The organism is Acinetobacter seohaensis, assembly GCF_056431365.1.
Genome location: NZ_JBWKMK010000145.1, coordinates 77,486 through 101,201, shown reverse-complemented (window position 1 = coordinate 101,201; position 23,716 = coordinate 77,486). Strand labels below are relative to the sequence as shown.

Genomic DNA, 23,716 nt, shown 5'->3' with positions numbered 1-23,716 from the left:
TGGCCAGAAAAATGAGTCGTTCTCGCTGTTCTAAACTAAGTGGTACAGAAACAATTCGAGGCATGTGTGAACATCTGTTAACTAAAAAAACTTTTTCGCATGATTAGTTATTTTTGTCAACTTATTAAGTTTAAGCTATGACAGAGGCTGTGAATTTCAGGAATATTTGTTACAGCTTGACGAAAGTTTATGTTTAATGGGTGATTAATTTTTTTACCAAGTATTTCTGAAAATATAGCAAATATGTTCACGCCTTCATTGGTTTTAGGTTTTACCTGAATTACTCCTTCAGTGCCAAGAGGTAAGTTTAAGCCATGATGCTCATGAACTGTTTCAAGCTCAATTTTGTTATAAGAAAGGAAGCATTTAACTAAGTTGAGCATTCCATAGTATAAAAGAGTGGCTCTTGTAGGCAGTAAGACACTATTAGCTGCTTTGTAAAAGGACTCTGCAAGAGAAGAAAAATATAATGCACGTTCGAGAAAAACTTTATTTTCACCACGGCTTTTTGATATTTTTTGTTGGAGATGTGAGTTAATTAACGACCATGGATCACTAGTTAATATTTGTTGATCACCAGCGTTTAAATTTGCAAAAGAAAATCTTAATTTATTATATTTAAATAGAGCTATTTCACCCTTTTCTAACTTACTCATTTTTACCCACATAAATAAAACCCCACTAATTTATAGCGGGGTTTCTTTTAATTTACAAGTAATTAAGACTTTAGTGCTGCAACACACTTACATCTGCAACACGTGTAAATAAATCACGTAACTGCGCGAGTAAACGTAAGCGGTTGGCTTTCAACTCAGCATCATCTGCCATCACCATGACACTGTCAAAGAAGGCATCAATAGGCGCACGTAATGCAGCCAATTGAGAAAGTGCAGTGGTGTAGTCTTTTGCTGCCAATAATGGCTCAACCACAGGTGTGATTTTTGCAAGTTCAGCGAATAATGCTTTTTCTGCATCTTCTACCAAGTTTACTTCAACGACAGTACCTTCAGGCGCGGTTTCTTTGGCTAAAATGTTGGCAACACGCTTGTTTGCAGCAGCCAATGCAGCCGCTTCAGGCAAGGCACGGAAGTGATTTACTGCATTCACACGCTTATCAAAATCTAGTGGAGATTTTGGTGATAAAGCTTGAACGGCTTGAATCACATCTACCGCAACACCTTGATCTTCGTATTTCGCACGGTAACGACCTTCAAGGAATGCGACTGCATCTGCCAAAGTCTTGTCGTGGTCTTTCAAGACATCACCATAAGCAGCCAAGGCTAGTTTAATTAAGTCTTCAATTGAAACATCTAAACCGTTTTCTGTTACAAGGCGCAAAATACCAATCGCAGAACGACGCAATGCAAATGGGTCTTTAGAACCTGTCGGTGCTTGACCAATACCAAAAATACCTGTGAGCGTGTCTAAACGGTCTGCAAGGGCAATCGTCGTGCCTGTTTTGGTTTTAGGAAGCACATCACCCGCAAATTTAGGTAAGTATTGTTCACCCAGTGCTTCTGCAACTTCGTCATTTTCACCTTCAAGACGTGCGTAGTAAGTTCCCGCAATCCCTTGAAGTTCTGGGAATTCACCCACCAATTCAGAGGTTAAGTCGCATTTTGCAAGTAAAGCAGCTTTTTCTGCATCTTGCGGATTTGCACCCGTAATTGGCGCCAAAGCAACAGCCAGTTTGGCAATGCGTTCAGACTTGTTCCAAAGTGTGCCCAATTGCGCTTGGAAAACCATGTTGGCCAATTTTTCTTTGCGTGATGCAAGTGGTTGTTTTTGGTCTTGCAAGAAGAAGAATTCAGCATCAGACAAACGTGGGCGCACCACTTTTTCATTACCTTCAATAATTTGAGTCGGGTCTTTAGACTCAATGTTTGAAACGGTAATGAAGTAAGGCTGTAATTTGTTTTCAGCATTCACCAGACAGAAATACTTCTGGTTATCCTGCATGGTAGTGATCAGGGCTTCTTGAGGAACGGCAAGGAAGCGTTCTTCAAAGCTGGCACGTAAAGCTACCGGCCATTCAACCAGTGCAGTGACTTCGTCACGTAGATCCGCAGGAACAATTGCAATCGCATTCACTTCATCCGCTAATGCTTTTACTTGCTGATCAATGATCGCTTGACGCTCTTCAAAAGAAGCGACAACGTGCGCTGCTTTTAACTTCTCAAGGTATTCATCTGCATGTGCAAGGGTGATTGCTTCAGGTGCATGGAAACGATGTCCATAAGTGACATTACCTGCCTGATGGTCTTGAATCGTTGCTTCAATTACTTGATGATCTTTAAGTAAAACGACCCATTTTACTGGGCGCACAAATTCAGTACGGCTTGCAGCAGAACGCATACGTTTTGCAATTGGCAGGTTGTCCAATGCTGTTTGTAAAATGTGTGGCAATAACGCATCAAGGCTTTGACCTTTCACGTCTTTTAAGTAGCACACTTTTTCAACTTTACCTGCTTGGAATGTAGATATTTGATCTACAGTAATGCCTTGACCGCGCATAAAGCCTTCAAGGGCTTTGGTTGGTTTGCCTTCGGCATCGTAAGCAGCTTGAACAGCAGGGCCGTCAAAGCGTTTTTGTGTGTCTGCTTGTGCGGCATCAACATTAGCAATTTTAAGTGCCAAGCGACGTGGTGCTGCATAGGCTTCAATTGCATCAAAAGCCAAGCCTACATCTTTTAAACCTTTTTCAGTTTCTGCAAGTAGTGCATCACGTAAGGTTTTTAAGCTTTTCGGTGGGAGTTCTTCGCAACCGAGTTCAAATAAAACTGTATGTTTAGACATTATTTGCTTTCCTCAGTATTTTGCGCTTTGGCTTCCGCTTCAACCTGTGCTTTTAATTGTGCCAAGACTTCATCACGTAAATGTGGTTCAGCCATTGGGAAGCCTAATTTTGCACGTGCAGCCACATAACTTTGTGCAATAGAACGTGCCAAAGTACGGACACGTAAAATATAACGCTGACGCTCAGTCACAGAAATTGCACCGCGCGCATCCAAGAGGTTAAAGCAGTGAGATGCTTTAATCACTTGCTCATAAGCAGGTAGCGGTAATTCTGCTGCAATTAAACGGCTCGCTTCTACTTCATAGAAGTCAAACAGTTCAAACATTTTTTCTACAGGTGCGTATTCAAAGTTATAGGTCGATTGTTCAACTTCGTTTTGATGGAACACATCGCCATACGTTACAGTACCAAACTGTCCTTTAGTCCAAACCAAGTCGTAAACTGAGTCTACACCTTGCAAGTACATTGCCAGACGTTCAAGACCGTAGGTGATTTCGCCTGTTACAGGGTAGCACTCAACACCACCGACTTGCTGGAAGTAAGTAAACTGAGTCACTTCCATGCCGTTTAGCCATACTTCCCAACCCAAGCCCCAAGCGCCAAGAGTTGGAGATTCCCAGTTATCTTCTACAAAGCGAATGTCATGCACCAATGGGTCAATTCCAATTGCTTTTAAAGAATCTAAATACAACTGTTGAATGTTGTCTGGGTTTGGTTTCAGCACCACCTGAAATTGATAGTAGTGTTGTAAGCGGTTCGGGTTTTCGCCATAACGACCATCTTTAGGACGACGAGATGGTTGTACATACGCCGCGTTCCATGTTTCTGGACCTAAAGCACGTAGGAAAGTGGCAGTGTGGAATGTCCCTGCACCCATTTCCATATCGTAAGGTTGTAAAACGACGCAGCCCTGCTCCGCCCAGTAGTTTTGTAAGGCAAGAATTAAGCCTTGAAAGGTATCAATATGCGATATGGCGCGACTCATGGTCATCCACTTAAAATTAGAGAAAAATTGTGCTCAATTATAAGGATTTTGCGGGGTGCTGGCAAAGGTTAAAGCACAACTAGCGGTTGGTTGTTTGGGGTTTTACAAATTCACTGATAAATGAAAGATATAAAACAAATACATCTTACTGAATGATTGCCTTATAATCTTGTCCAATTGTCACCACTGGATTGCCTGCCCGTGTTTCATTCACAACTTGATTGGCTGAATACGCTGAAACCCAATTTTAAAGTATTGCCGTTAAAAGAACGCCTACTTTGTGGTTTGGGCGCATTATTGGGTTTGGCATTATCTTCCCTGATCAGTTGGTGGGTGTTGGGCGATATTAACGCATGGTATATCGCGCCAATGGGTGCATCTTCGGTATTGTTGTTTGCTGTGCCTGCCAGTCCTTTGGCGCAGCCGTGGAATATTGTAGTTGGGAACAGTATTGCAGCAATTATGGGCGTGAGCTGTGCTTTATATATTCCAAATTTAACCGAAGCCTTTAGTGTGGCTGTGGCTTTATCTATTTTCTTGATGATGACCACCGATTCGCTGCATCCACCGAGTGGAGCAGTGGCCATTACCGCAGTGCTTGGCGGAGATGCCGTGCGTGAGCTGGGTTATCACTTCATCTTTTATCCTGTGCTGCTTAATTCAGTTTTGCTGATGGTGATTGCAATTGTATTTAACCGCATGATTGGCAAGCCTTATCCTCAAACGCCACAGTTGAATCAACGTACCCAAGACCCAACGCCTACTCAAAAAGCCACTATTCAGCCGCAAGATATTCAAGATGTTTTAGATGCACAAACCCAGTTGCTAGATATTAGTGAATACGACTTACAAAAAATCATTTTAGAAGCGCAACACAAAGCCAGTGAACGACAAACTCAAGCACTGACTTGTGCCGATATTATGAGTAAAGATGTGGTCAGTTTGCAGCAAGATGAGGATATTCACAGTGCTTTAGAAAAATTCAAACACATGAATTTAATGAGTTTACCTGTCATTGATACAGAGCAACATTTGGTTGGAACTTTGGCGCTGTATGAAGTAGTGGAATGGTTTAAACACGCAACAGATTTGCCGTATAGCTGGAAACATCAAGTGAAACATATCATGTTACGCCAAGTGGTCACGGTGCAACCGCAACAAAGTATTCAAGACCTTGTGCCGTACTTTGTCGAGCGCTCTTTTAACTACATTCCTGTGGTAGAGCAGCAGCGTTTGGTGGGGATCATTAGCCGTGCCGATATGATTGCCGTCTTGAATCAACAGCTTGCTGTAAAGACCAATTAATAGACTCGCATTGTCGATGTGTATTCAACACGACTCAATCCTGAAATGCTGTGACTTTTAAAATATATTGCAGGTTGAAAGGCAAAAAAAAGCTACGATGCTTGGGGGAGCAATCGTAGCGAAAAAGAAGAAAGTTGTGTGAATAGGGTGGTGTCTACAAGTGAATCGGTAAATGATTCAAGCCTATGAATCTTTAAATATGGTCAGTCTTTAAAATTTCAATACCGTTTATCGGTCTTGATCAGGATTGACCGTGCGCACAGGTCTTGTGTAGCCCTGAGTATAGTTTGTTGTATTCGACTGGTTTTGTTTAGGGATCACCAACCACAACACCAAATACACCAAAATGCCAGGAAAGGCAGCGCTCATCACGGAAACAATCACAAAAATTAAGCGCAGTAAATTTGCGTTCCAACCAAAACGTTCAGCAATACCACCCATGACCCCAGCAATCATATTTGAGCGGTTAGAGCGATATAAACCAACATTGGCCATCTAATTCTCCTTAAGAGATCTAAAATTCAAAATAAATACATGCCGATGTTTAGCTTCACAGCACATCATCTGTATATAGAATAAAAATGGTGATGCACTTGGGTTTTTAAAGGGCGGTGAGCAAGGCAATTAGTAAAGTTATGTAACTTTTGGTGTTGCTTAAACCAGCATCCACCTAAAATATCAGAGAGAAGCGATGGGCAGAGTAAGCGCTTGACCACAAAGGATTGAGGAAAAGCATGCCTTACATTGAGCTGTCTATTCGGTGGTTTGAATAGGACTGAATACTCGGTCTGGTCACTCTATATGAGGGATAGTGTGTCGGCTAAATTAAATATTTGCGCAGTTTCTATATGGAGTGCAGTGGCATTGCTTGGATGCGATGATTCACAACTTGAGCAAGCTGCAGTGCAAAAATATACAGAACAGGTAGAAACCAAAAGACTGACTGAAGTAGCAGGGCAGGCAACCGCACCCATGCAAACGGCTGCAACAGAACATCATATTCCCGAAAATCATCTGACTTATGTGGGACGCTATACTATTCAGATTAGCTGTGAAGATAAGTTTGTTATGTGCGAACGCGGAACAGTCGATTATATTCTGACCTTATTACCTGATGGGACAGCGCATCGTATTTTTGTCAATGCGGGGCAAATCAGTTATGACAATGAAAAAAAATACCGCAAAGACTTATGGTTCTATGATGAAGACGCACATCAAATTGTGGTGGCACGCGCCTCTGGGGTGAACTTTTACTATAATATTGATCAAGACCATAATTTAATTATGGATAAAAACAAAATTGCGATTGCGACAGAAAATAATCGTGAATACTTTAAAAGCAATCCCTTACCTTCGCAAAATTATCATTTAATCAGAGCAAGTTAATTATTCGCTCATTCAATCCTTAGCCTATGAGTGAAAAACTTTTGGGCTTTTGTTTTGCCTCAAGTTTTTATTTGGGATGTGTAAAGCATGATTTGCCAATGATGGTACATCTTCTACAACTGAATTGAGCAAGGTGTAGTGGATAAAAGGCTGTGATTCAAACAGGGCAGAATACGGGAATTTGATAGTAAATTATGAAACAGTATGATCCACAGAACAGTGCTGTGATGACTGGTAATTTAAAGGATTTTTTAGAAGGAATGGTGGGTCGTCCGCGATTCGAACGCGGGACCAACGGATTAAAAGTCCGCTGCTCTACCGACTGAGCTAACGACCCAGAGGAGTAAAAATGATGATGATCATTTTTAGAATATCAACCTTGAAGAAGATGGTGGGTCGTCCGCGATTCGAACGCGGGACCAACGGATTAAAAGTCCGCTGCTCTACCGACTGAGCTAACGACCCATCTAAGGTTGATCAAGGAAATGGTGGGTCGTCCGCGATTCGAACGCGGGACCAACGGATTAAAAGTCCGCTGCTCTACCGACTGAGCTAACGACCCTGAACCAGCAATCAAGCAGGCTTGATTGTGAAGTGCAAGAAAAACCAGAGGGTTTTAAGCACCACTTCGTTTGATGGAGCGTATTGTAGCAAGATATGAAGCGAGCGCAAGTAAAAAATAAAAAAGTTGCCTATGTTTGATTATAAATGCAACAAATTTGTCGTATCTAATCAAAAAATAGGCAACCTGGTGGCTTAGAAGCGATATTGATACTGTTGAATATTGTCGTAAATTTCTTGGGTCAGTTCGCAATAAGCAGATTGGTTTGGCAATAACACCAGAATTTTTTCATCACACTGTTTTAAATCAAAACCTTGAGTTTTCAGGGTGTTCTTCTGATATTTAAATGTACCTGTAGTTTGCATTTGCTTTTGAATGCGTAAAAAAACGGGTACTGCATAAGCGGGCATTGCTTTTTTAAACTCCACCAGCATTTGACGCAAGTCTTGTTCATCTAACTGGCAGCCTTCGTTTAAGGTAATCGCAGCCATACCTGCACGACCATTGGTATGTGGGATTTCAACGCCATACACGACAGCTTCAGCAATTTTTTCATAGTCACTGACAATGTTTTCTACTTCTGTGGTGGATACGTTCTCACCTTTCCAGCGGAAGGTATCACCTAAACGATCAACAAACTGGGCGTGACGGAAGCCAATGTCGCGGACTAAATCGCCCGTGTTAAAATAGGCATCGCCTTGTTTAAACACGTTTTGCATCATCACCGCCTTGTTTTTTTCAGGGTCGGTGTAGCCATCAAACGGTGAGCGACGGGTGATTTTTCCAATCAATAAGCCGACTTCGCCTTTTTTGACTTTCATGCATTTGCCTTTGGCATCGCGTACGGGTTCATTTTTTTCTTTATCAAACTGAATGACCGCATAAGGTGTCGGTGAAAAACCAACCGTGTTGTCAAAGTTAAACACATTGCTAAAGCCGACGTTGCCTTCGCTAGACGCATACAGTTCCAGAATTTCTTGAACACCAAAGCGTGTTTTGAATTTGCTCCAAATATTAGGACGCATGCCATTGCCAATCATTTTGGTCACACGATGCCCACGCTCTAAATCAGAAGCAGGCGCATCCATTAAATAACGGCACAATTCGCCCACATAGCCAATCGCAGAGGCATTGAATTTGTGTACATCTTGCCAGAAGCATGAAGTGGAGTATTTTCTACGGATGGCAAAGGTGGCACTGCCTGCAATTACGCCACACCAGCACACCACAATACCTGTGGCATGGTACAGCGGCAGAGTGCAGTACATCACATCATCCTGATTTAAACCCAAGACATGACCATAGGTACCATAAGCCAACGTCCAACGGCTATTGGTGAAAATCACCGCTTTAGGCAAGCCTGTTGTACCTGAGGTATAGATATAAAACAGCCCATCTTTGCTCTGTACCGACTGTGTGGTGGCAGGATTAAAGCTTGGGAATGATGCAATGCATTGCGCTAAATTTTGAAAACCTTCAGGCGCAGTGCCGGCATCGGTACGGGTATTTTGATCTGCAAACCAATACAGACGATTTTCTGCAAGCTCAAGTTCTTGGCGAATATCGGCAATGGCTTGGCGACATTCTTCCCCCACAATCACGGCAATTGGTTTGACTAAATTGATGCTGTGCGCCAAAACTTTGGCGACTTGTGCGGTATTGACCAAAGCCGCGATAACGCCAATTTTTGCCAAGCCAATGACACTGGCAATTAATTCAGGGCGATTTTCCAACATCACCGCAATGACATCACCTTTGCGTGCGCCAATGCTTAAATAGTAATGTGCAATTTGGTTAGCCCATGCGTTGAGCTGCAAATAGCTGTACTGCTGATCTTCAAACATCAAGGCACAACCATGCGGGTTACGATGCACGGCTTTTTCAAACGCAAGACCTAAGCCTGCAGGCGTATTGGGTGTGCGTAAATAGGCTTGCTTTAACCCTGTGATCAGGTGGGGCACTTTAGTCATAAACTGCGGAATTTTTGCCGCAACATCCGTTAAGCCAATTAAATCGCTTTTTGTCATCTGGTACATAAGAATCCTGTTTTTGTCATCATCCGTTGCATCTGCAAAGCATCGCGTCTTATTGTTTTGTAATCCCTTAGTCCTAGTGCAATCAACCTAATTTTTAGCTTTGACTGATGTTTTTATAAAAGCTGTTAAAAATCAAAAACACCTAACACCAAATTAACTTGCTTAAATTTAAGTCACCACTGCATTTGCTCTAAAGTAGCAAAAAAAATCCAGTCATTAAAATGACTGGATTTTTTTATTCCGCTGCAAAAGTGCGAATTAAGACTCAGTTGGCGGAGTTACTTTTTTAGGTGGACGACCACGTGGGCGACGCGGACGTGCAATTTTCTCTTTTTCTGCTTTGTCCTGTTCAGATTCAGCAGTTTCGACTGGGTCATCTACTGCTAATTCCACTTGTACAGGTGCGACCACTTCAACGGCAGTTTCTTCTTGCGCTGCTGCAGTTTCAGTGACAGTTTGTGCAAGGTCGTCTTGCGCGTTCAACTCTGGCTGAGTAGCTTCAGTTGTAGCCTCTACTTCAGGGTTTACTTCTGTAGTTGCTTCGACTTCTGTGCTTAGCGCTACAGACGTTTCTGCAGTAGAGTTTGCTTCTACAGATGCGTCGGTAGTTGCCACAACGTCAGTCGTTGGCTCTGCTGCAGGTGTGCTTTCTGCTTCAGCTTTTTCTACTGCCTGTGCTTGCTTGGCTTGTTCCAAGGCTTGCTCAGCAGCTTGTTTGGCTAAACGACGACGCTCACGCGGATCGTTGGCAACACGCTTATCTGACACAGGTTTTGGTGGAGTCAGATCTAACACAGGTGCAGGTTCTGCTTCTGGTGCGGCTTTCGCAACTTCCACATCACGTGTGACAGGTTTTTTCTCTGCCACAGGCGCAGCTGTTGCAAGCGTTGCCGCATATTCATCGGTGAACTTTTGCAAAGCACGATTGAACGTTGGAATTAAACCAAACTGTTCAATCAGGACTGAGCAATCTTCACCATAGACGTGGCGAATCAGACTACCAATGCTGTATTGCGCTAAAGTTGGCACCTGTGAAGGCGTTAACTTTGGTGCAGCTGCTTGCTGTGCTTGAGCTTCACGTTGCTGACGACGACGCTGACGCGGATCGTTGCTGGCACGTTTTGCAGGCGCAGTCGGTTGTGCTTGTACTTCCGCAGGTGCAGCTGTTTCTTCTGCAACAACTGGAGCAGCTTCTACCGCAGCAACAGCTTGAGTTGGTTCAGCAACCGTTTCAGGCACAGTTGCTTCTACTGCTGTGACTGGTTCAGCCGCTAATGGCGCAGCATTCAATGCCACAATTTCAGTTTGAGCCTGATCGACATTCACCACCAAAGCCGTCGTGTTGAACTCTTGACGCGGTGCATCAATTAAGTCCACTTTCGGCTGATTAGAAGTCACTGCGGTAGGTGCTTGCTCATTCAATACGCTTGGGTCGCGGTGACGATTTGGGCGTTCTGGACGAGGTTGGTTACGACGGTCACGACGTGGTACGGCATTTTGCTGCTGCTCATTGTTGTTTTGAGCTTCTTGCTGCTGCGGTGCTTGGTCATTGTTGTGCTGACGACGAGAGTTGCGTTTGTTTTCACGCGCTTCTTGACGTTGCTCCTGACGCGACATTTGAACCACTTCTTCATGCACTTGATGTTGTTGATTATCGTGCTGAGTTTGCGGCTCACGTTGCTCTTTGTGCTTGTTATTGTTGTTGCTGTGACGCGGCTTTTTGTTGTTGTGACGCGGAGCAGGTTTGTCTTCACGTTCAGCAGATTTATCTGCAGAGTCACGTTCAGTTTTTTGTGCCACTGTTGATGGTGCAAGGTACACATTTTGACTGCTTGCAGCAGGGGCAGTAGACGCAGTTGCAATTTGACCAAACTGACCACGGCTCACAGCACCGCTATTTACCATTTGCTCAATGGCTGCTGCAGCATTGTTGGCACTACGTGCTTGATCAATAGTGCTGGCTTGCTTTTGAACAAACAGGTTTTCTAACCATGCACATGGGCTTGCAGCTGTTGTAGCTGCCGCAGGTGCAAGCTGCTGTTGTGCAGATGCTTTATTTTGCTGTGCTGCTTGTGGTTTTCTTGCAGAGGTTTTTTCTGCCGCAGGTGCAGCAGCGTGGCTGTGCGCTTGATCGGCTTCTTCTAAATGCCATTCAGAAGATTCATAACCCAACTCTTTTTCGCTTGAACGAGTTGCTTCAGTACGTTCATAGCTGGTTGGTGCAAAGCCTTCAGGATTATACGAAATTTCGTAATGCGGGGTTTCTAAGTGTGGGTGAGGTAATACAGTCACACGCACATTTGAGGTTTGCTCAAGGTAAACCAGACTGTGACGTTTTTCATTCAGTAAGAATGCTGCAATTTCAACAGGTACTTCGACTTGAACTTCACCATGACGTTCACGCAGGGCAATTTCTTCCACTTTACGCATAATTGAAAGTGAAAGAGAGCGTAGGTCACGTACCATGCCTGTACCGTGACAGCGTGGGCAAACGTAACCAGTCGCTTCTTCAAGTGATGGACGTAAGCGCTGACGGCTCATTTCCATTAAACCAAAACGTGATAATTGACCAAATTGAATACGTGCGCGGTCACTTTGTGTTGCTTCACGAAGTTTGGCTTCAACCATACGTTGGTTGCGGTCTTTGGTCATGTCGATAAAGTCGATGACCACCAAACCACCGATGTCGCGTAAACGCAATTGACGCGCAATTTCTTCGGCAGCTTCAAGGTTGGTATTAAGCGCAGTATCTTCAACATCTTGACCACGGGTAGACTTAGCCGAGTTGATGTCAATTGAAACTAATGCTTCAGTTTGGTCAATGACAATTGAGCCGCCTGAAGGCAATTTCACTTCACGCTCATAAGCTGTTTGAATTTGGCTTTCGATGCCAAAATGCGCGAATAGCGGCTCATTTAAAGTATAGGTTTTTAGCTTGTCTAACTGACGTGGCATCACGGCTTTTACGAAGTTATAGGCTTCGTTATAAGCTTGTTCTGAGTCAATTAAAATTTCGGCAACATCATCACGTAAGTAGTCACGAATCGCACGTGTCACCACACCTGCTTCTTGGTGTACCAACATTGGCGATGGGCCAGAGCTTGCGGTGTTTTGAATTTGCGCCCAAAGGTCAAGCAAGTGTTGTAAATCAAGCTGTAATTCTTCTTGTGAACGACCAATGCCCGCAGTACGTACAATCACGCTCATGCCGCGTGGCACGTTTAAAGATGCCAACATTTCTTTGAGTTCTTCACGCACAGAACCTGAAATTTGACGACTGATACCGCCACCTTTCGGGTTATTTGGCATAAGCACTAAATAACGACCAGCCAAAGAAATGAAGGTAGAGAGCGCAGCACCTTTGTTGCCACGTTCTTCTTTTTCTACCTGTACCAAAAGCTCAGTGCCTTCAGTGATCAGTTCACGAATATTAGAAGTTTGGCGAGGGTCGGCTTTGTAATAAGAGTTTGCGATTTCACGCATCGACAGGAAGCCTTGGCGACCTGCACCGTATTCAACAAATACGGCTTCTAAAGAAGGTTCTACACGGGTCACATGACCTTTGTAGATATTCGATTTTTTTTGTTCACGGGTACGATTTTCTAAATCGAAATCGTAAAGACGCTGACCAGTGACAAGTGCAACGCGAATTTCTTCGGCATGTGTTGCATTAATCAACATACGTTTCATGGGTGTAACACCTAATAGTGATACACAGCAAAAAATCGCTAGACACGTAGCGAACATCAAGCATCACGGATCAACTGCTCAGATCTCAAAAAAACCAATTGTGGTCTGAGTTTTTTTTACCGGCCTTTTTGTGTGGGGCTGCGGTGTATGATTCACGTATTGATGATGGCAATACGGCTTTAACCTTTAAACGGATAAAGTCACCTGATCGCTTCACTGGCGGACGAGCGGTGTATTGGATGTGTGTAACTTTCACTGTCACATTGCTCGAAGATCATCTCTTCTTTCATAGATAGAGTGTCTTGATACGGAATTATCGTCGTATCTTTACAAATTGTGCAGATCCAATACATCAAACGCTTTAGCCTGAAGTGGTTTTCAGGGTGCGACTAATCTGATGTGTATCAGTTTACGTTTAAAAACCAACTAGAGTTGGCGACATATTTTTTCAGGCAAACTGATTTATGTACCTGAGGTACAATTAAACGCAACAGTTTGCTTTTTTGCCGATATAATAAGCCTTCGGCGTCGGCATAATTCTTTTGGGACCTGCTCGTATGTAGTGGGATGTTGGTTGATTGCTCTATTTCAGAAAAACCTGAAAAGATTCAACGTGAACCCACTGACGATGGTTTCCGTGCGCTGACTATATCAAACCTTGCATCATCTGCCTATGGGCTAAGCTTATGTTTCTTGTGTAAAGCATAGCCTAAATGATCAGTTTTTAATCAATTTTAGTATTTTATTAGGTCTCTTAACTGTATGAATTCTACCCAACAATGGCAAAGTGTCACTTGGTTTGAAGTGGATGAGCATCAAGCGGGTCAACGCATCGATAATTTTTTGTTTAGTCGTTTAAAAGGGGTGCCTAAAAGTCGCATCTATCGTTTGATTCGTGAAGGGCAGGTGCGGGTCAATAAAAAGCGCATTAAAGCAGAAACCAAACTGAATATTGGCGATCAAATTCGTGTGGCGCCGATTCGCTATGAACAAAAAGACGACAGTGCTGCTCCAATTTCAGACAAGGTGGCACAGGGTTTATTGAGCCGTGTGGTTTATGAAGATGAAGGCTTGATGGTGGTGAATAAACCTTCGGGCATTGCAGTCCATGGCGGCAGTGGCGTTGCCTACGGGTTGATTGAAGGCTTACGTGCTGCGACAGGTAAAAAATATTTGGAATTGATTCACCGTATTGACCGTGATACTTCAGGCTTGGTGATGATTTCCAAAAAACGCAGTACCTTAAAAACCCTGCAAGATTTATTGCGCGAACATAAAATCCAAAAAACTTATGCTGCGATTGTCAAAGGGCAGGTGAGTTTGGATCAACAATTGATTGATGCGCCGTTGCATCGTTATGAATTGGCGAATGGCGAACGTCGTGTACGTGTATCTAAAGAAGGTAAAGAGTCTAAAACCCAGTGGAATGTGGCTGAGCGTTTTATGCATGCAAGCTTGGTATATGCTTCGCCGTTGTCAGGACGTACCCATCAAATTCGTGTGCATGGTTTAAGCATTGGGCATCCGTTGGTGGGTGATGATAAATATGGTCATCAAACTGAATATCGGGGTCCTGCGCCACGTCGTTTGTGCTTACATGCCATGCGTTTGGAAATTCCAGGCTATCCTGTGATTGAAGCGCCTTTACCTGAAGATATGCAGAGTTTGGTGGCGCAGTTGAGAGCGCAAAAGGCGGATAAGCCGACGGCGCCACCTGAGTTTTAATTTTTGTAACTCTCTGTTGTGCGATAGCAGCTTGCTTCTTTTTAAAGATGAGGAACATTGTTTCGCAAAAAGGAGATGAGGTTTTCAGGGGTAATTCACTGCCACATTTTAAAGTTTTTAATTTAAATTTTTGGTGTATAGGCTATGCCTTACTTTTCAAAGATGAAAAGTAACAAAAAACTTTTGTTTCGCTGATGGAACATCTCTGTGCCACAGCGAAACGGCGACATCCATGTCGCCCTTCGCGTATCGAATATTTGTTGTGATATATGTGCTGATTCTTGGTCGTTTATCCTTTTGAGTTAAGGTAAAGCGAGGGAATTTAAAAGCCGAATCAAATCTAGGAATCTAATATGAACAAACCTGTAGAACTCATCATTTTTGATTGGGATGGCACCTTATTTAATTCCGTCGGTCAAATTGTGGCGAGTTTGCAGTTCGCAGCACAACAATTTCAGCAACCCCTGACCGATGCTGCGGCTAAAAGTATTATTGGTTTGGGTTTGCCTGAAGTGGCACAGCGTTTATTTCCTGAAGTGCCAGAGCTGCATCAAGCGATTTTGCAGTGCTATTCAGAACACTATGTCGAACACTCAAAAACCGATGCTTGGTTTGAGGGTGTGGCAGATATGCTCGATGAGTTGTCAGGTTTGGGACTGAAATTGGCAGTGGCAACAGGCAAAAGCCGTAAAGGTTTAGACCGAGTGTTGGCGCAAACCCAAAGCCAGGATTTGTTTGTGGCGACACGTGCTGCAAGTGAAACCAAATCTAAACCTGATCCTTTAATGCTGCAGGAAATTTTGAGCAGTACCGATGTGCAGGTCGGGCAAGCGATTATGGTGGGTGACACTTCTTACGATTTAGAAATGGCACAAAATATTGCTATGCCGCGTGTAGGCGTGAGTTATGGCGTGCATAGTGTAGAGGTGTTGCAGCGTTATCAGCCTTTAACCATTGCAGATGATGTGCCGAGTTTGCATGATTTTTTAGTGCAGCAATATCGTTTACGTCAGGCGAGTTAAACCCAGTAAAACAATTTAGATGAATTTGAAATTAGAGTAACTTGAAAAATTTCAGGTTGCTCTTTTTTTATGTACTTTTGGGAGCGTCATAAAAAGGCTTAGCTTTTAGTCTAAAGTTAGGATTAAGACATTTTAAGATTGCTGCGAATTGCCGAGTCAATGACTCGGAAAATAATGTCATAGCCTACAGACAACTGTTTTGCTTGCTTTTTATAAAAATAGATTAATAGCTAATAGCTATTGAAAAAAAGAAAATAAGTATTGGCATAAACCCGCCATTTTTCCGATTCTTAATCAGTTTACATACCTCTGAGCTGGATAGCTTGTCCTGAGAATGGACAAGATCGGGGTCATCATCCCTATTTTCTATTATTACCTTTCCAACATCTCGGGGTATATGCCCAATTTTTGCAGTTTAAGGAAACATTGATGTCGAATTCTGCTGTTGTTGAATCAGTTGCGCAAGCATTACGTACTGCCGAACTCTCTCAAACTGCGATTGCGCCAATCCGCCCAGAACTTGGTGGTGAAAGTGCTGACGTAGATATTGCCTATGCCGTTCAAGAAGTGAATACCGAACGTGCCTTAAAAGAAGGTCGTCGTTTGGTGGGGCGTAAAATTGGTTTGACCTCTAAAGTGGTTCAAGCACAACTGGGTGTAGATCAGCCTGACTTTGGCATGTTGTTTGCCGATATGGCTTATGGTGATGGTGAAGCGATTCCTGCAGGTTTGCTGATTCAGCCAAAAGTAGAAGCAGAAATTGCATTGGTGATTAACCAAGATCTAACCAAAGAAAAACACACGTATGCGGATATTATCAGCGCGACTGAATATGCCTTGCCTGCCATTGAAGTGGTCGATAGCCGTATTGAAAACTGGAAAATTAGTTTGATTGATACCGTGGCCGATAACGCATCTTCTGCTGCATTCGTTCTAGGTTCAAAACCAGTCAAGCTAGAAAATCTGGATTTGGTGAACTGCAAAATGGTGATGACCCGTGGTGAAGAAGTAGTTTCTCAAGGCGTGGGTAAAGCTTGTTTAGCAAATCCATTAAACGCTGCCGTGTGGTTAGCCGATGAAATGGTGCGCCGTGGTCGTCCATTGTTAAAAGGCGACATCATCTTAACTGGTGCTTTAGGTCCTATGGTTGTTGCACAGCCAGGTGAAGAATTTAAAGTCGAAATTGAAGGCTTTGGTTCAGTGACAGCTGCGTTTGCTGCGGAATAAATCGAGATTCTAAGAGAGTACATGCATGAAAAAGATTAAATGTGCAATGATCGGTCCAGGTAATATTGGTACAGATTTGCTTTATAAATTACAACGCAGTGAATGGTTAGAGCCTGTGTGGATGGTGGGAATTGACCCAACCTCTGAAGGTCTAGCTCGTGCGGCAAAAATGGGTTTAAAAACCACAAGTGACGGTGTAGATGGTCTTCTTCCTCACGTACTTGAAGATGACATTAAAATTGCTTTTGATGCAACTTCTGCTTATGTGCATGCAGAAAATAGCCGCAAACTGAATGAGCTTGGCGTGTTGATGATTGACTTAACGCCTGCGGCAATTGGCCCATTCTGCGTACCGCCAGTGAACCTTGAAGCATTGCTTGAAGCGGGCGAAGTGCCAAACGTCAACATGGTGACTTGTGGTGGTCAGGCAACAATTCCTATGGTGGCTGCAGTTTCTCGCGTTCAACCTGTGGAATACGGTGAAATTATTGCAACGGTATCAACTAAATCTGTGGGGCCGGGTACACGTAAAAACATTGATGAATTTACCCGTACCACTGCAGGCGCGATTGAAGAAGTTGGCGGTGCAAAACAAGGTAAAGCCATCATCATCATTAACCCAGCTGAGCCACCTTTAATGATGCGTGATACCGTTCACTGCTTAGTGGAAGGTGAGCCAGATCAGGCAGCGATTACAGCATCTGTGCATGCCATGATCAAAGAAGTGCAAAAATATGTACCGGGTTACAAACTTGTAAACGGCCCTGTTTTTGATGGCAACCGTGTTTCAATTTTCTTGGAAGTTGAAGGTTTGGGTGATTACTTGCCTAAATATGCAGGTAACCTAGACATTATGACTGCAGCGGCTGCACGTACTGCAGAAATGTTTGCAGAACACGTTTTCAAAACTGCTGAAGCTTAAGGAATACCAAAATGTCTAAGATTATTATTAATGATATGACTTTACGTGATGGTATGCACCCAATGCGCCATCAAACCACGCCAGAGCAAATGGTTGCGATTGCCACTGCTTTGGATGATGCAGGTGTGCCTTTAATTGAAGTCACACACGGTGATGGCTTAGGTGGTAACTCTGTGAACTATGGTTTTGCAGCCGCTACTGATGAAGAATATCTGAAAGCAGTGATTCCAAACCTGAAACAGGCAAAAGTTTCTGCACTATTACTGCCAGGTATTGGAACAGTTGATCATTTGAGAATGGCGCATGATGTAGGCGTGGCAACCATTCGTGTGGCGACACATTCGACTGAAGCAGACGTTTCTGAACAGCACATTACTGCAGCACGTAAACTGGGTATGGACACTGTGGGCTTCTTGATGATGGCGCACATGGCTTCTCCAGAAAAATTGCTCGAAGAAGCACAAAAAATGGTGTCTTACGGTGCAAACTGTATCTATGTAACAGATTCTGCAGGCTATATGTTGCCTCAAGATGTGACTGATCGCGTAGGTATTTTACGTGCCAACCTCGCCTCAGACATCGAAATTGGTTTCCATGGTCACCATAACTTGGGCATGGGCGTTGCGAACTCTGTATCGGCTGTGACCGCAGGTGCAACCCGTGTTGACTTGGCTTCGGCTGGTTTAGGTGCAGGCGCAGGTAATACACCACTTGAATTGTTTGTAGCGGTCGCAAACCGTATGCAAATGGAAACAGGTGTGGACTTGTTTAAAGTGCAGGATATTGCTGAAGACTTGATCATTCCAATGATGACGCATCAAATTCGTGCAGACCGTGATGCAGCAACTTTAGGTTATGCAGGTGTTTACTCATCGTTCCTATTGTTCGCAAAACGTGCCGAAGCAAAATATGGAGTATCTGCGCGTGAAATTCTACTTGAGCTTGGTCGTCGCGGTACGGTGGGCGGTCAGGAAGATATGATTGAAGACTTGGCATTGACTATGTCTAAAGCACGTGAAATGCAAGCCTAAGTTTTTAATATAAAGCAGACTTGAATTAAGCACTCCAAATGCGTTTGGGGTGCTTTTTTATGCTGTGAAAGATGTAAAATGTGCTGAATTTTGTGCTGATTAAAATGTTTTTCTTATAAGTTGGGTTTATAGAAAATAACGCTAACACATGGGTTTAAAGTTAAAAAAGATTAATCCTTCACATGATGCAAAAAATAACAGCGTTTTTCACCTAAATTAAGCAGTGAATTCAAATAAAAATTCATTTAGTGAGGATTTTGAGCTTAATTTTTTATCGTTAAAAAGAATTAAAAAACTTGGAAAAAAGCTGCTCGATACAGAAAGTGCTGAATTTGTAGAAAAGCTTAATACTGTGGTCGGATTTTTTTCATGACAAGAGTTTTGCATGATGCCCAGATTCGCTTATTGGATGAATAGGAAAAACGCATGCATCGTCACAATTTATGGATAGCACTTTTTGCTGCGACAGCAACTTTAGGGACAACTGCAACTCAGGCAGATTTTATTGACGACAGCAATGTTCAACTTAAATTTAAGAATTTTTATTTAGATCGTCAAATTAAAGACAACCCTGCGGGGAACTTTGGTTCATGGTCACAAGCAGTCACCTTGGATGCTAAATCGGGTTATCACGATTTAGGCGTAATTCAGGTGGGTGCTGATCTTCTGGTTCAACACGCAGTAAAACTCAATGGTCGTGATAAAAATGCAGACTGGGTTTTGCCGCATGATGGTAAAGAGTCAAAAGATCATTTTGGTAAGGTCGGTGCAACTCTAAAAGTTAAATTTTCTGAAACTGAATTAAAAGTAGGTGACTTATTACCAATGTCACCTGTGGTGTTTTTTGACCCATCGCGTCAATTGTTAACGACTTATAGCGGTGCATGGTTAGAATCAAAGGATTTAAAAGATACTAAATTAACTTTGGCTTATTTAGACGGTATTAATGCACGTTATGATAACCAATACCAAGATTTTACGTTGTTCCCTCAAAATAATTTTTCTGCTGCTGAAGCGAATAAATTAAGCACAGACGATGGCATGTATCTTGTGGGAGTAGATCATCAATTTACCCCTAAAGTAGGTGGAAGTTATTGGTATGCGGATGTAACCAACATCTATCAACAACATTATGTCGCTGCAAACTATAAAACGACTTTGGCTGAAAAAACTAAGCTGGATACCCATGTACGCTATTTTGACAACAGCGAATCGGGTGACAAGCTGTATGGCAATATTGACAGCCAGGCCGTGTCTGCGGGTGCAAAAATCAACAATGGGATGCACACTGTACAGTTAGGTTATCAACAAATGTTTGGTGAGCACGGTACAAAAGCCCCAATGTTCCCGACCTTGGGCGGGTGGGTGCCGCAGCCTTACTTAGACAACTGGTCTGTGGCGAGCTTCATTCGTAAAGATGAGCGTTCTTGGAGTTTGGGTTATACCTATAATTTTGCTGATGTGGGTGTTCCTGGTTTAACAGCGACAGTACGTCATTTCCGCGGTGACAATATCGATCTGGGCGCAGGCAAGCCAGAAGGTAAAGAAAACGAAAATAACGTCATTGTGAACTATGTTGTGCCAGAAGGTAAGCTTAAAGGTTTAGGCTTTAATTATATGTTCATCGATACCAATTTTAACTTTGCGAATGACTTAGAAGAACACCGTATCGCCACGACTTACACTTATAAATTCTAAAGCTAGATAAAAATTAGAGCGGCTTTTTATAGTCGCTCTTTTTTTAATATTTACTGAATAAATACCTTATATAAATTAAGACTTTTATTTTATTAAATTTATAAAATTCAAAGAGTTGTTTAATCGTTTTTTTGTAGGTTGTGATCGTAAATTTGTATCAGTTGATGCCGTGTGAACAGGTAATATAAGCCTGTAAAAGTAATGTTGAATGAGTCCACTTGACGTCAAATTCTATACCTAGAGCCAAACGCAAGCTAAAGACTGTACGAGGAGTATATATGAGCACTGTTCAAATCCCTGACTATACAACAGATCCATTCTTTGGCTTAGAAGATAAATGGATTGAAACAGCAGAAGGCGAATTAACGCATTATCATGAAGTGGGTGAAGGTACACCTATTCTATTTTTACACGGTTCAGGTACAGGCGTATCGGCTGCTGCAAACTGGTGGTTAAACTTGCCACAAATTGGTGAGCAAGCACGTTGTATCGCCATTGATACCATCGGCTATGGTCAAACTGTGGTTGCACCGGGCACACAATATGGCATCCGTGCATGGGTAGATCATGCTGTACGTACTTTAGATGCATTGGGCATTGAAAAAACTTGGTTGGTGGGTAACTCGTTGGGTGGCTGGTTGGCATTCCAGTTGGCATTGGATTACCCAGAGCGTGTTCTTGGTATTATCTCAATGGGTACAGGCGGTGCAAAACAGACTGCAGCCCTCAAAGCGCATGCAAATCCTGTATTGACTGAAGAAGGCATTAAAAAGACGCTTTCAATGTTCGTGGTAAATAAAGACTTGATTACAGATGAGTTGGTCAAAGTCCGTTTTGCTTCTGCAAAAAATGACTATGCTTCAGACCGTTTAATGGATGTTGTGGGCGCGCGTGACCGTGACCGTTTCGAGTTCCCACTCGACTTTGACAAAATGAAAGACATCACTGTGCCTGTATTGCTGATTCACGGTACGCAAGATGTGGTGATTCCAGTATCGCGTACATGGGATATTTTAAATATTGTGCCACATGCCGATGCACACATTTTCAGCCAATGTGGTCACTGGTCACAGGTTGAAAAAGCGGAAGAATTTAACACTGTGATTAAAAACTACTTAACTGCACGTGGCGTAAATTAAGCGCAGTGAGGTAAAAAAGGATGGCAATTTGCCATCCTTTTTTATGGGTGTTTTATGTACCCAATTTAGTGCTGAATAAAGCTCGCGACCAAGTTAATGCAAATTGCCAAAATAGTGGTATTAAAGCTATAAGCCAAAATAATATGTAGCGTGTTCAGTACCCGCATGGGTTGTGAGCTAATCGAGACATCGGCGGTTTGTGCAGATGTACCAATCACATAGCTGAAATATAAAAAGTCAGGATAGGTTGGATGCGACGTCTTGGGAAAATCCAAACCACCTTCTTGCTGCTGTTGCAGTGCCAAATAATAGTCATGCGCATAGTGAATCGCAAAAATGGTGTGCATAAAAAACCAAGCACATAAAATAGTGGTAATGGATAAAATAAAATGTCCCATGCGCACAAACTCACTTTGTGCAAATAAATTCACCTCGACAATGATCGCAATAAAGCACATCACTAAGGTTAGAAATACCAAGAATAAAATCAGCCATTTGCTGGCATCTTGTTGTTGGGCACGTTGTAAAATATGTGCATGATCGCTGTGCCACAAACTGCGCATGGTTAAAACCAAATAGCAGGAAATCGCGATATTCCAGCTAATCAATAAACAGTTTGACCATGACCATGCAGTGAGGGTCTGAAAAATAGCATACAGCACAATGGTAATCACAAAACTGATAAAAAAATAAGGACGATATTGAATCCCTGTTTTCATTCTGCTGAAGGGTGTTTTTATCATTCTTGATCCTTTCTGGATGTGCAATCTAAAGGTGTTACTGCCTGTTATCATCGGCTTAATTTTAGAAAATAGCGATGGGGTGCCTATTTTAACTTATTAGACTTAAGTTGTAATTTGCAGGAAATGTGGTAGCGAAGCGAGGAAAAAGCAGACTGCAAAAATGCGAATGTTTGAGTGTAAGAATGAGCAGTAGTTCAGAAAAAGATTAAAAAAATAAGTTTAGACTTAAGTCTAAAGCTTTGTTTTAGCATTTAGGATGCACAAAAAAAGTGCTTACTACATCAAGCAGCAAGCACTTTTGAAAGGTTGAAAAACGCGAGTGGTTTTAGAATTATTGTTCGCGGTTGATGTCCAAATAGAACACACGTGTGAGCAGTTCCATAAATTTCTGTACCGCAGCGGAATGGCTGTTTTTGCCGTAGCTGACGTACAAATCTAAATGCGGAAGTTCTACATCAAGTGGGCGGATGACGGTATTTTCCATGGTGAGGGGGGCAACATAGCCCGGTAAAATGGTGCAGCCCAAGCCCATACCAATCGAGTTGATATTAAATAAAATGTTGTCAGCTTTTTGCACAATGTTTAGTTCAATGTTGTGCTGTTTGGCAAAATCGACAATCAGGTGATGCAGATTATACGAAGCTTCTGCCGAAGGAATAATAAAATCAATACCATTCAATGCTTTGACAGGAATGCGTTCGTATTTTGCTAACGGATGATCTTTGGGCAAAATAAAAATTAACGGTTCACGCAGTACAAACTGGCTCTCAATTTCATCACTGTTGATATTGTGGCGGGTAAAGGTGATATCGAGTTCACCTTTTTTAATCATTTTCATTTGCTCAGTGTTGTTCAAACTTAGCAATTCAATTTTTAATTCTGGGTTTTGTACTCGTAAATTAGGCAGTACAAAAGGGAAAATTTTCATTTCTGCCACAGGAACAAAGCCAATACGCAGCATTTTCTGTTTGGCTTGTGACACCTGACGTGCCATGGCAACCGCTTTGTCGGCTTGCGCCAAAGTCAGACGCGCCTGTTCTAAAAATACAGCACCTTCTTCGGTTAGCTCGACTTTACGTTTGGTACGGTTGAGTAGCTTAACGCCGACATCTTCTTCTAAATCTTTAATTTGCTGACTCAACGAAGGTTGAGCCGTATAAAGTTTAAGTGCGGCTTTACTGAAGTTGAGTTCTTCAGCAACGGTAATGAAGTAGCGAAGGTGACGTAATTCCATACAACCATTCCAAAGATTAATTCAAAATATGTCTAATTATAGATTAATAAAAGAATGATCTATAAACAACTATTCGGTGAGAATTATTGTGTCATTCACGAAGTAAATAGGGTTTCATCATTATGCAACGATTTAAATGCAAAATATAATGTTGGATTAATCTATAAAAACTATTAATTGAAACAAAAAAAATATTTCACTAAACGTCCCTAAA

At 42.5% G+C, this 23,716-nt stretch carries 17 protein-coding genes, 3 tRNA genes and 1 pseudogene; 9 read left to right on the top strand and 12 right to left on the bottom strand.

Translation table 11 applies throughout. The annotated features are described in order from the left end of the window. From AC07E5_RS15295 to glyQ, 4 genes and pseudogenes are all read right to left on the bottom strand, one after another. Window positions 1-64 (bottom strand): annotated as a pseudogene (locus AC07E5_RS15295) (helix-turn-helix domain-containing protein); the annotation flags it as partial. A 52-nt stretch (window positions 65-116) separates the two neighbouring features. Then, a complete protein-coding gene (locus AC07E5_RS15290; protein ID WP_498625752.1) occupies window positions 117-656 on the bottom strand; it encodes a YaaC family protein in 540 nt (179 codons plus the stop codon). Between the two features lie 70 nt (window positions 657-726). Further along, entirely contained in the window at window positions 727-2,796 is a 2,070-nt protein-coding gene (glyS, locus tag AC07E5_RS15285) for a glycine--tRNA ligase subunit beta (protein ID WP_498625751.1), read from the bottom strand. Continuing rightward, complete coding sequence (glyQ, locus tag AC07E5_RS15280) at window positions 2,796-3,782, bottom strand: glycine--tRNA ligase subunit alpha (protein ID WP_004976017.1); 987 nt, start codon at window positions 3,780-3,782, stop codon at window positions 2,796-2,798. Before glyQ ends, glyS begins: the two co-directional genes overlap by 1 nt. Window positions 3,783-3,983: 201 nt before the next feature. Here glyQ and AC07E5_RS15275 point away from each other — a divergent pair, with 201 nt between their 5' ends. After that, entirely contained in the window at window positions 3,984-5,087 is a 1,104-nt protein-coding gene (locus AC07E5_RS15275) for an HPP family protein (protein ID WP_131261074.1), read from the top strand. Window positions 5,088-5,315: 228 nt separating this feature from the next. Here the strand turns inward: AC07E5_RS15275 and AC07E5_RS15270 are convergent, their stop codons facing one another. Then, window positions 5,316-5,582: a PspC domain-containing protein gene (locus AC07E5_RS15270; RefSeq protein ID WP_131261073.1), complete on the bottom strand. Its 267-nt coding sequence runs from the start codon at window positions 5,580-5,582 to the stop codon at window positions 5,316-5,318. A 318-nt stretch (window positions 5,583-5,900) separates the two neighbouring features. Between AC07E5_RS15270 and AC07E5_RS15265 the strand changes: the two genes are divergently transcribed. After that, window positions 5,901-6,473 (top strand): hypothetical protein, encoded by a 573-nt coding sequence (locus AC07E5_RS15265; RefSeq protein ID WP_225555815.1) that lies wholly within the window; start codon window positions 5,901-5,903, stop codon window positions 6,471-6,473. Between the two features lie 261 nt (window positions 6,474-6,734). Here the strand turns inward: AC07E5_RS15265 and AC07E5_RS15260 are convergent. From AC07E5_RS15260 to AC07E5_RS15240, 5 genes are all read right to left on the bottom strand, one after another. Next, window positions 6,735-6,810: transfer RNA gene (locus AC07E5_RS15260), tRNA-Lys, on the bottom strand. A 52-nt stretch (window positions 6,811-6,862) separates the two neighbouring features. Continuing rightward, a tRNA-Lys gene (locus tag AC07E5_RS15255) sits at window positions 6,863-6,938 on the bottom strand. Between the two features lie 21 nt (window positions 6,939-6,959). Beyond that, window positions 6,960-7,035 (bottom strand) — tRNA-Lys (locus AC07E5_RS15250). Between the two features lie 194 nt (window positions 7,036-7,229). Continuing rightward, window positions 7,230-9,071, bottom strand: coding sequence for a long-chain-acyl-CoA synthetase (locus AC07E5_RS15245; protein WP_498625749.1), 1,842 nt, complete (start codon window positions 9,069-9,071; stop codon window positions 7,230-7,232). 258 nt (window positions 9,072-9,329) lie between these two features. Continuing rightward, window positions 9,330-12,761 (bottom strand): Rne/Rng family ribonuclease, encoded by a 3,432-nt coding sequence (locus AC07E5_RS15240; RefSeq protein ID WP_498625747.1) that lies wholly within the window; start codon window positions 12,759-12,761, stop codon window positions 9,330-9,332. A 762-nt stretch (window positions 12,762-13,523) separates the two neighbouring features. Between AC07E5_RS15240 and AC07E5_RS15235 the strand changes: the two genes are divergently transcribed. The 7 genes from AC07E5_RS15235 (at window position 13,524) to AC07E5_RS15205 (ending at window position 21,525) form a co-directional block, all read left to right on the top strand. Continuing rightward, a complete protein-coding gene (locus tag AC07E5_RS15235; RefSeq protein ID WP_154321085.1) occupies window positions 13,524-14,486 on the top strand; it encodes an RluA family pseudouridine synthase in 963 nt (320 codons plus the stop codon). Window positions 14,487-14,839: 353 nt separating this feature from the next. Beyond that, a complete protein-coding gene (locus tag AC07E5_RS15230) occupies window positions 14,840-15,508 on the top strand; it encodes an HAD-IA family hydrolase (RefSeq protein WP_154321084.1) in 669 nt (222 codons plus the stop codon). Between the two features lie 429 nt (window positions 15,509-15,937). Next, window positions 15,938-16,735, top strand: coding sequence for a 2-keto-4-pentenoate hydratase (locus tag AC07E5_RS15225; protein WP_004976036.1), 798 nt, complete (start codon window positions 15,938-15,940; stop codon window positions 16,733-16,735). Window positions 16,736-16,760: 25 nt separating this feature from the next. Further along, on the top strand, window positions 16,761-17,657 hold the full coding sequence (locus AC07E5_RS15220; protein ID WP_004976037.1) for an acetaldehyde dehydrogenase (acetylating): 897 nt from the start codon (window positions 16,761-16,763) through the stop codon (window positions 17,655-17,657). 11 nt (window positions 17,658-17,668) lie between these two features. After that, the gene (dmpG, locus tag AC07E5_RS15215; protein WP_131261066.1) at window positions 17,669-18,688 is read left to right on the top strand and encodes a 4-hydroxy-2-oxovalerate aldolase; all 1,020 of its coding nucleotides are present in this window, start codon (window positions 17,669-17,671) and stop codon (window positions 18,686-18,688) included. Between the two features lie 426 nt (window positions 18,689-19,114). Next, window positions 19,115-20,386: an OprD family outer membrane porin gene (locus AC07E5_RS15210; RefSeq protein ID WP_154321082.1), complete on the top strand. Its 1,272-nt coding sequence runs from the start codon at window positions 19,115-19,117 to the stop codon at window positions 20,384-20,386. A gap of 278 nt (window positions 20,387-20,664) precedes the next feature. Further along, window positions 20,665-21,525: an alpha/beta fold hydrolase gene (locus AC07E5_RS15205; RefSeq protein WP_004976044.1), complete on the top strand. Its 861-nt coding sequence runs from the start codon at window positions 20,665-20,667 to the stop codon at window positions 21,523-21,525. Window positions 21,526-21,590: 65 nt separating this feature from the next. On the opposite strand, the gene AC07E5_RS15200 is transcribed toward AC07E5_RS15205, so the two are convergent. Together AC07E5_RS15200 and hcaR are read right to left on the bottom strand one after the other, a co-directional pair. Then, entirely contained in the window at window positions 21,591-22,268 is a 678-nt protein-coding gene (locus AC07E5_RS15200; RefSeq protein ID WP_416713834.1) for a DUF1345 domain-containing protein, read from the bottom strand. Window positions 22,269-22,599: 331 nt separating this feature from the next. Further along, window positions 22,600-23,502, bottom strand: coding sequence for a DNA-binding transcriptional regulator HcaR (gene hcaR, locus AC07E5_RS15195; protein WP_004976051.1), 903 nt, complete (start codon window positions 23,500-23,502; stop codon window positions 22,600-22,602). Window positions 23,503-23,716 lie beyond the last annotated feature (214 nt).

Bases quoted from the DNA above. Each gene is read 5' to 3' on its own strand.
- AC07E5_RS15220 (WP_004976037.1), top strand. From the start codon at position 16,761: ATGAAAAAGATTAAATGTGCAATGATCGGTCCAGGTAATATTGGTACA.
- AC07E5_RS15230 (WP_154321084.1), top strand. From the start codon at position 14,840: ATGAACAAACCTGTAGAACTCATCATTTTTGATTGGGATGGCACCTTA.
- AC07E5_RS15225 (WP_004976036.1), top strand. From the start codon at position 15,938: ATGTCGAATTCTGCTGTTGTTGAATCAGTTGCGCAAGCATTACGTACT.
- AC07E5_RS15210 (WP_154321082.1), top strand. From the start codon at position 19,115: ATGCATCGTCACAATTTATGGATAGCACTTTTTGCTGCGACAGCAACT.
- AC07E5_RS15245 (WP_498625749.1), bottom strand. From the start codon at position 9,071: ATGTACCAGATGACAAAAAGCGATTTAATTGGCTTAACGGATGTTGCG.
- AC07E5_RS15235 (WP_154321085.1), top strand. From the start codon at position 13,524: ATGAATTCTACCCAACAATGGCAAAGTGTCACTTGGTTTGAAGTGGAT.
- AC07E5_RS15240 (WP_498625747.1), bottom strand. From the start codon at position 12,761: ATGAAACGTATGTTGATTAATGCAACACATGCCGAAGAAATTCGCGTT.
- AC07E5_RS15205 (WP_004976044.1), top strand. From the start codon at position 20,665: ATGAGCACTGTTCAAATCCCTGACTATACAACAGATCCATTCTTTGGC.
- AC07E5_RS15270 (WP_131261073.1), bottom strand. From the start codon at position 5,582: ATGGCCAATGTTGGTTTATATCGCTCTAACCGCTCAAATATGATTGCT.
- glyQ (WP_004976017.1), bottom strand. From the start codon at position 3,782: ATGAGTCGCGCCATATCGCATATTGATACCTTTCAAGGCTTAATTCTT.
- AC07E5_RS15290 (WP_498625752.1), bottom strand. From the start codon at position 656: ATGAGTAAGTTAGAAAAGGGTGAAATAGCTCTATTTAAATATAATAAA.
- dmpG (WP_131261066.1), top strand. From the start codon at position 17,669: ATGTCTAAGATTATTATTAATGATATGACTTTACGTGATGGTATGCAC.
- AC07E5_RS15200 (WP_416713834.1), bottom strand. From the start codon at position 22,268: ATGATAAAAACACCCTTCAGCAGAATGAAAACAGGGATTCAATATCGT.
- glyS (WP_498625751.1), bottom strand. From the start codon at position 2,796: ATGTCTAAACATACAGTTTTATTTGAACTCGGTTGCGAAGAACTCCCA.
- hcaR (WP_004976051.1), bottom strand. From the start codon at position 23,502: ATGGAATTACGTCACCTTCGCTACTTCATTACCGTTGCTGAAGAACTC.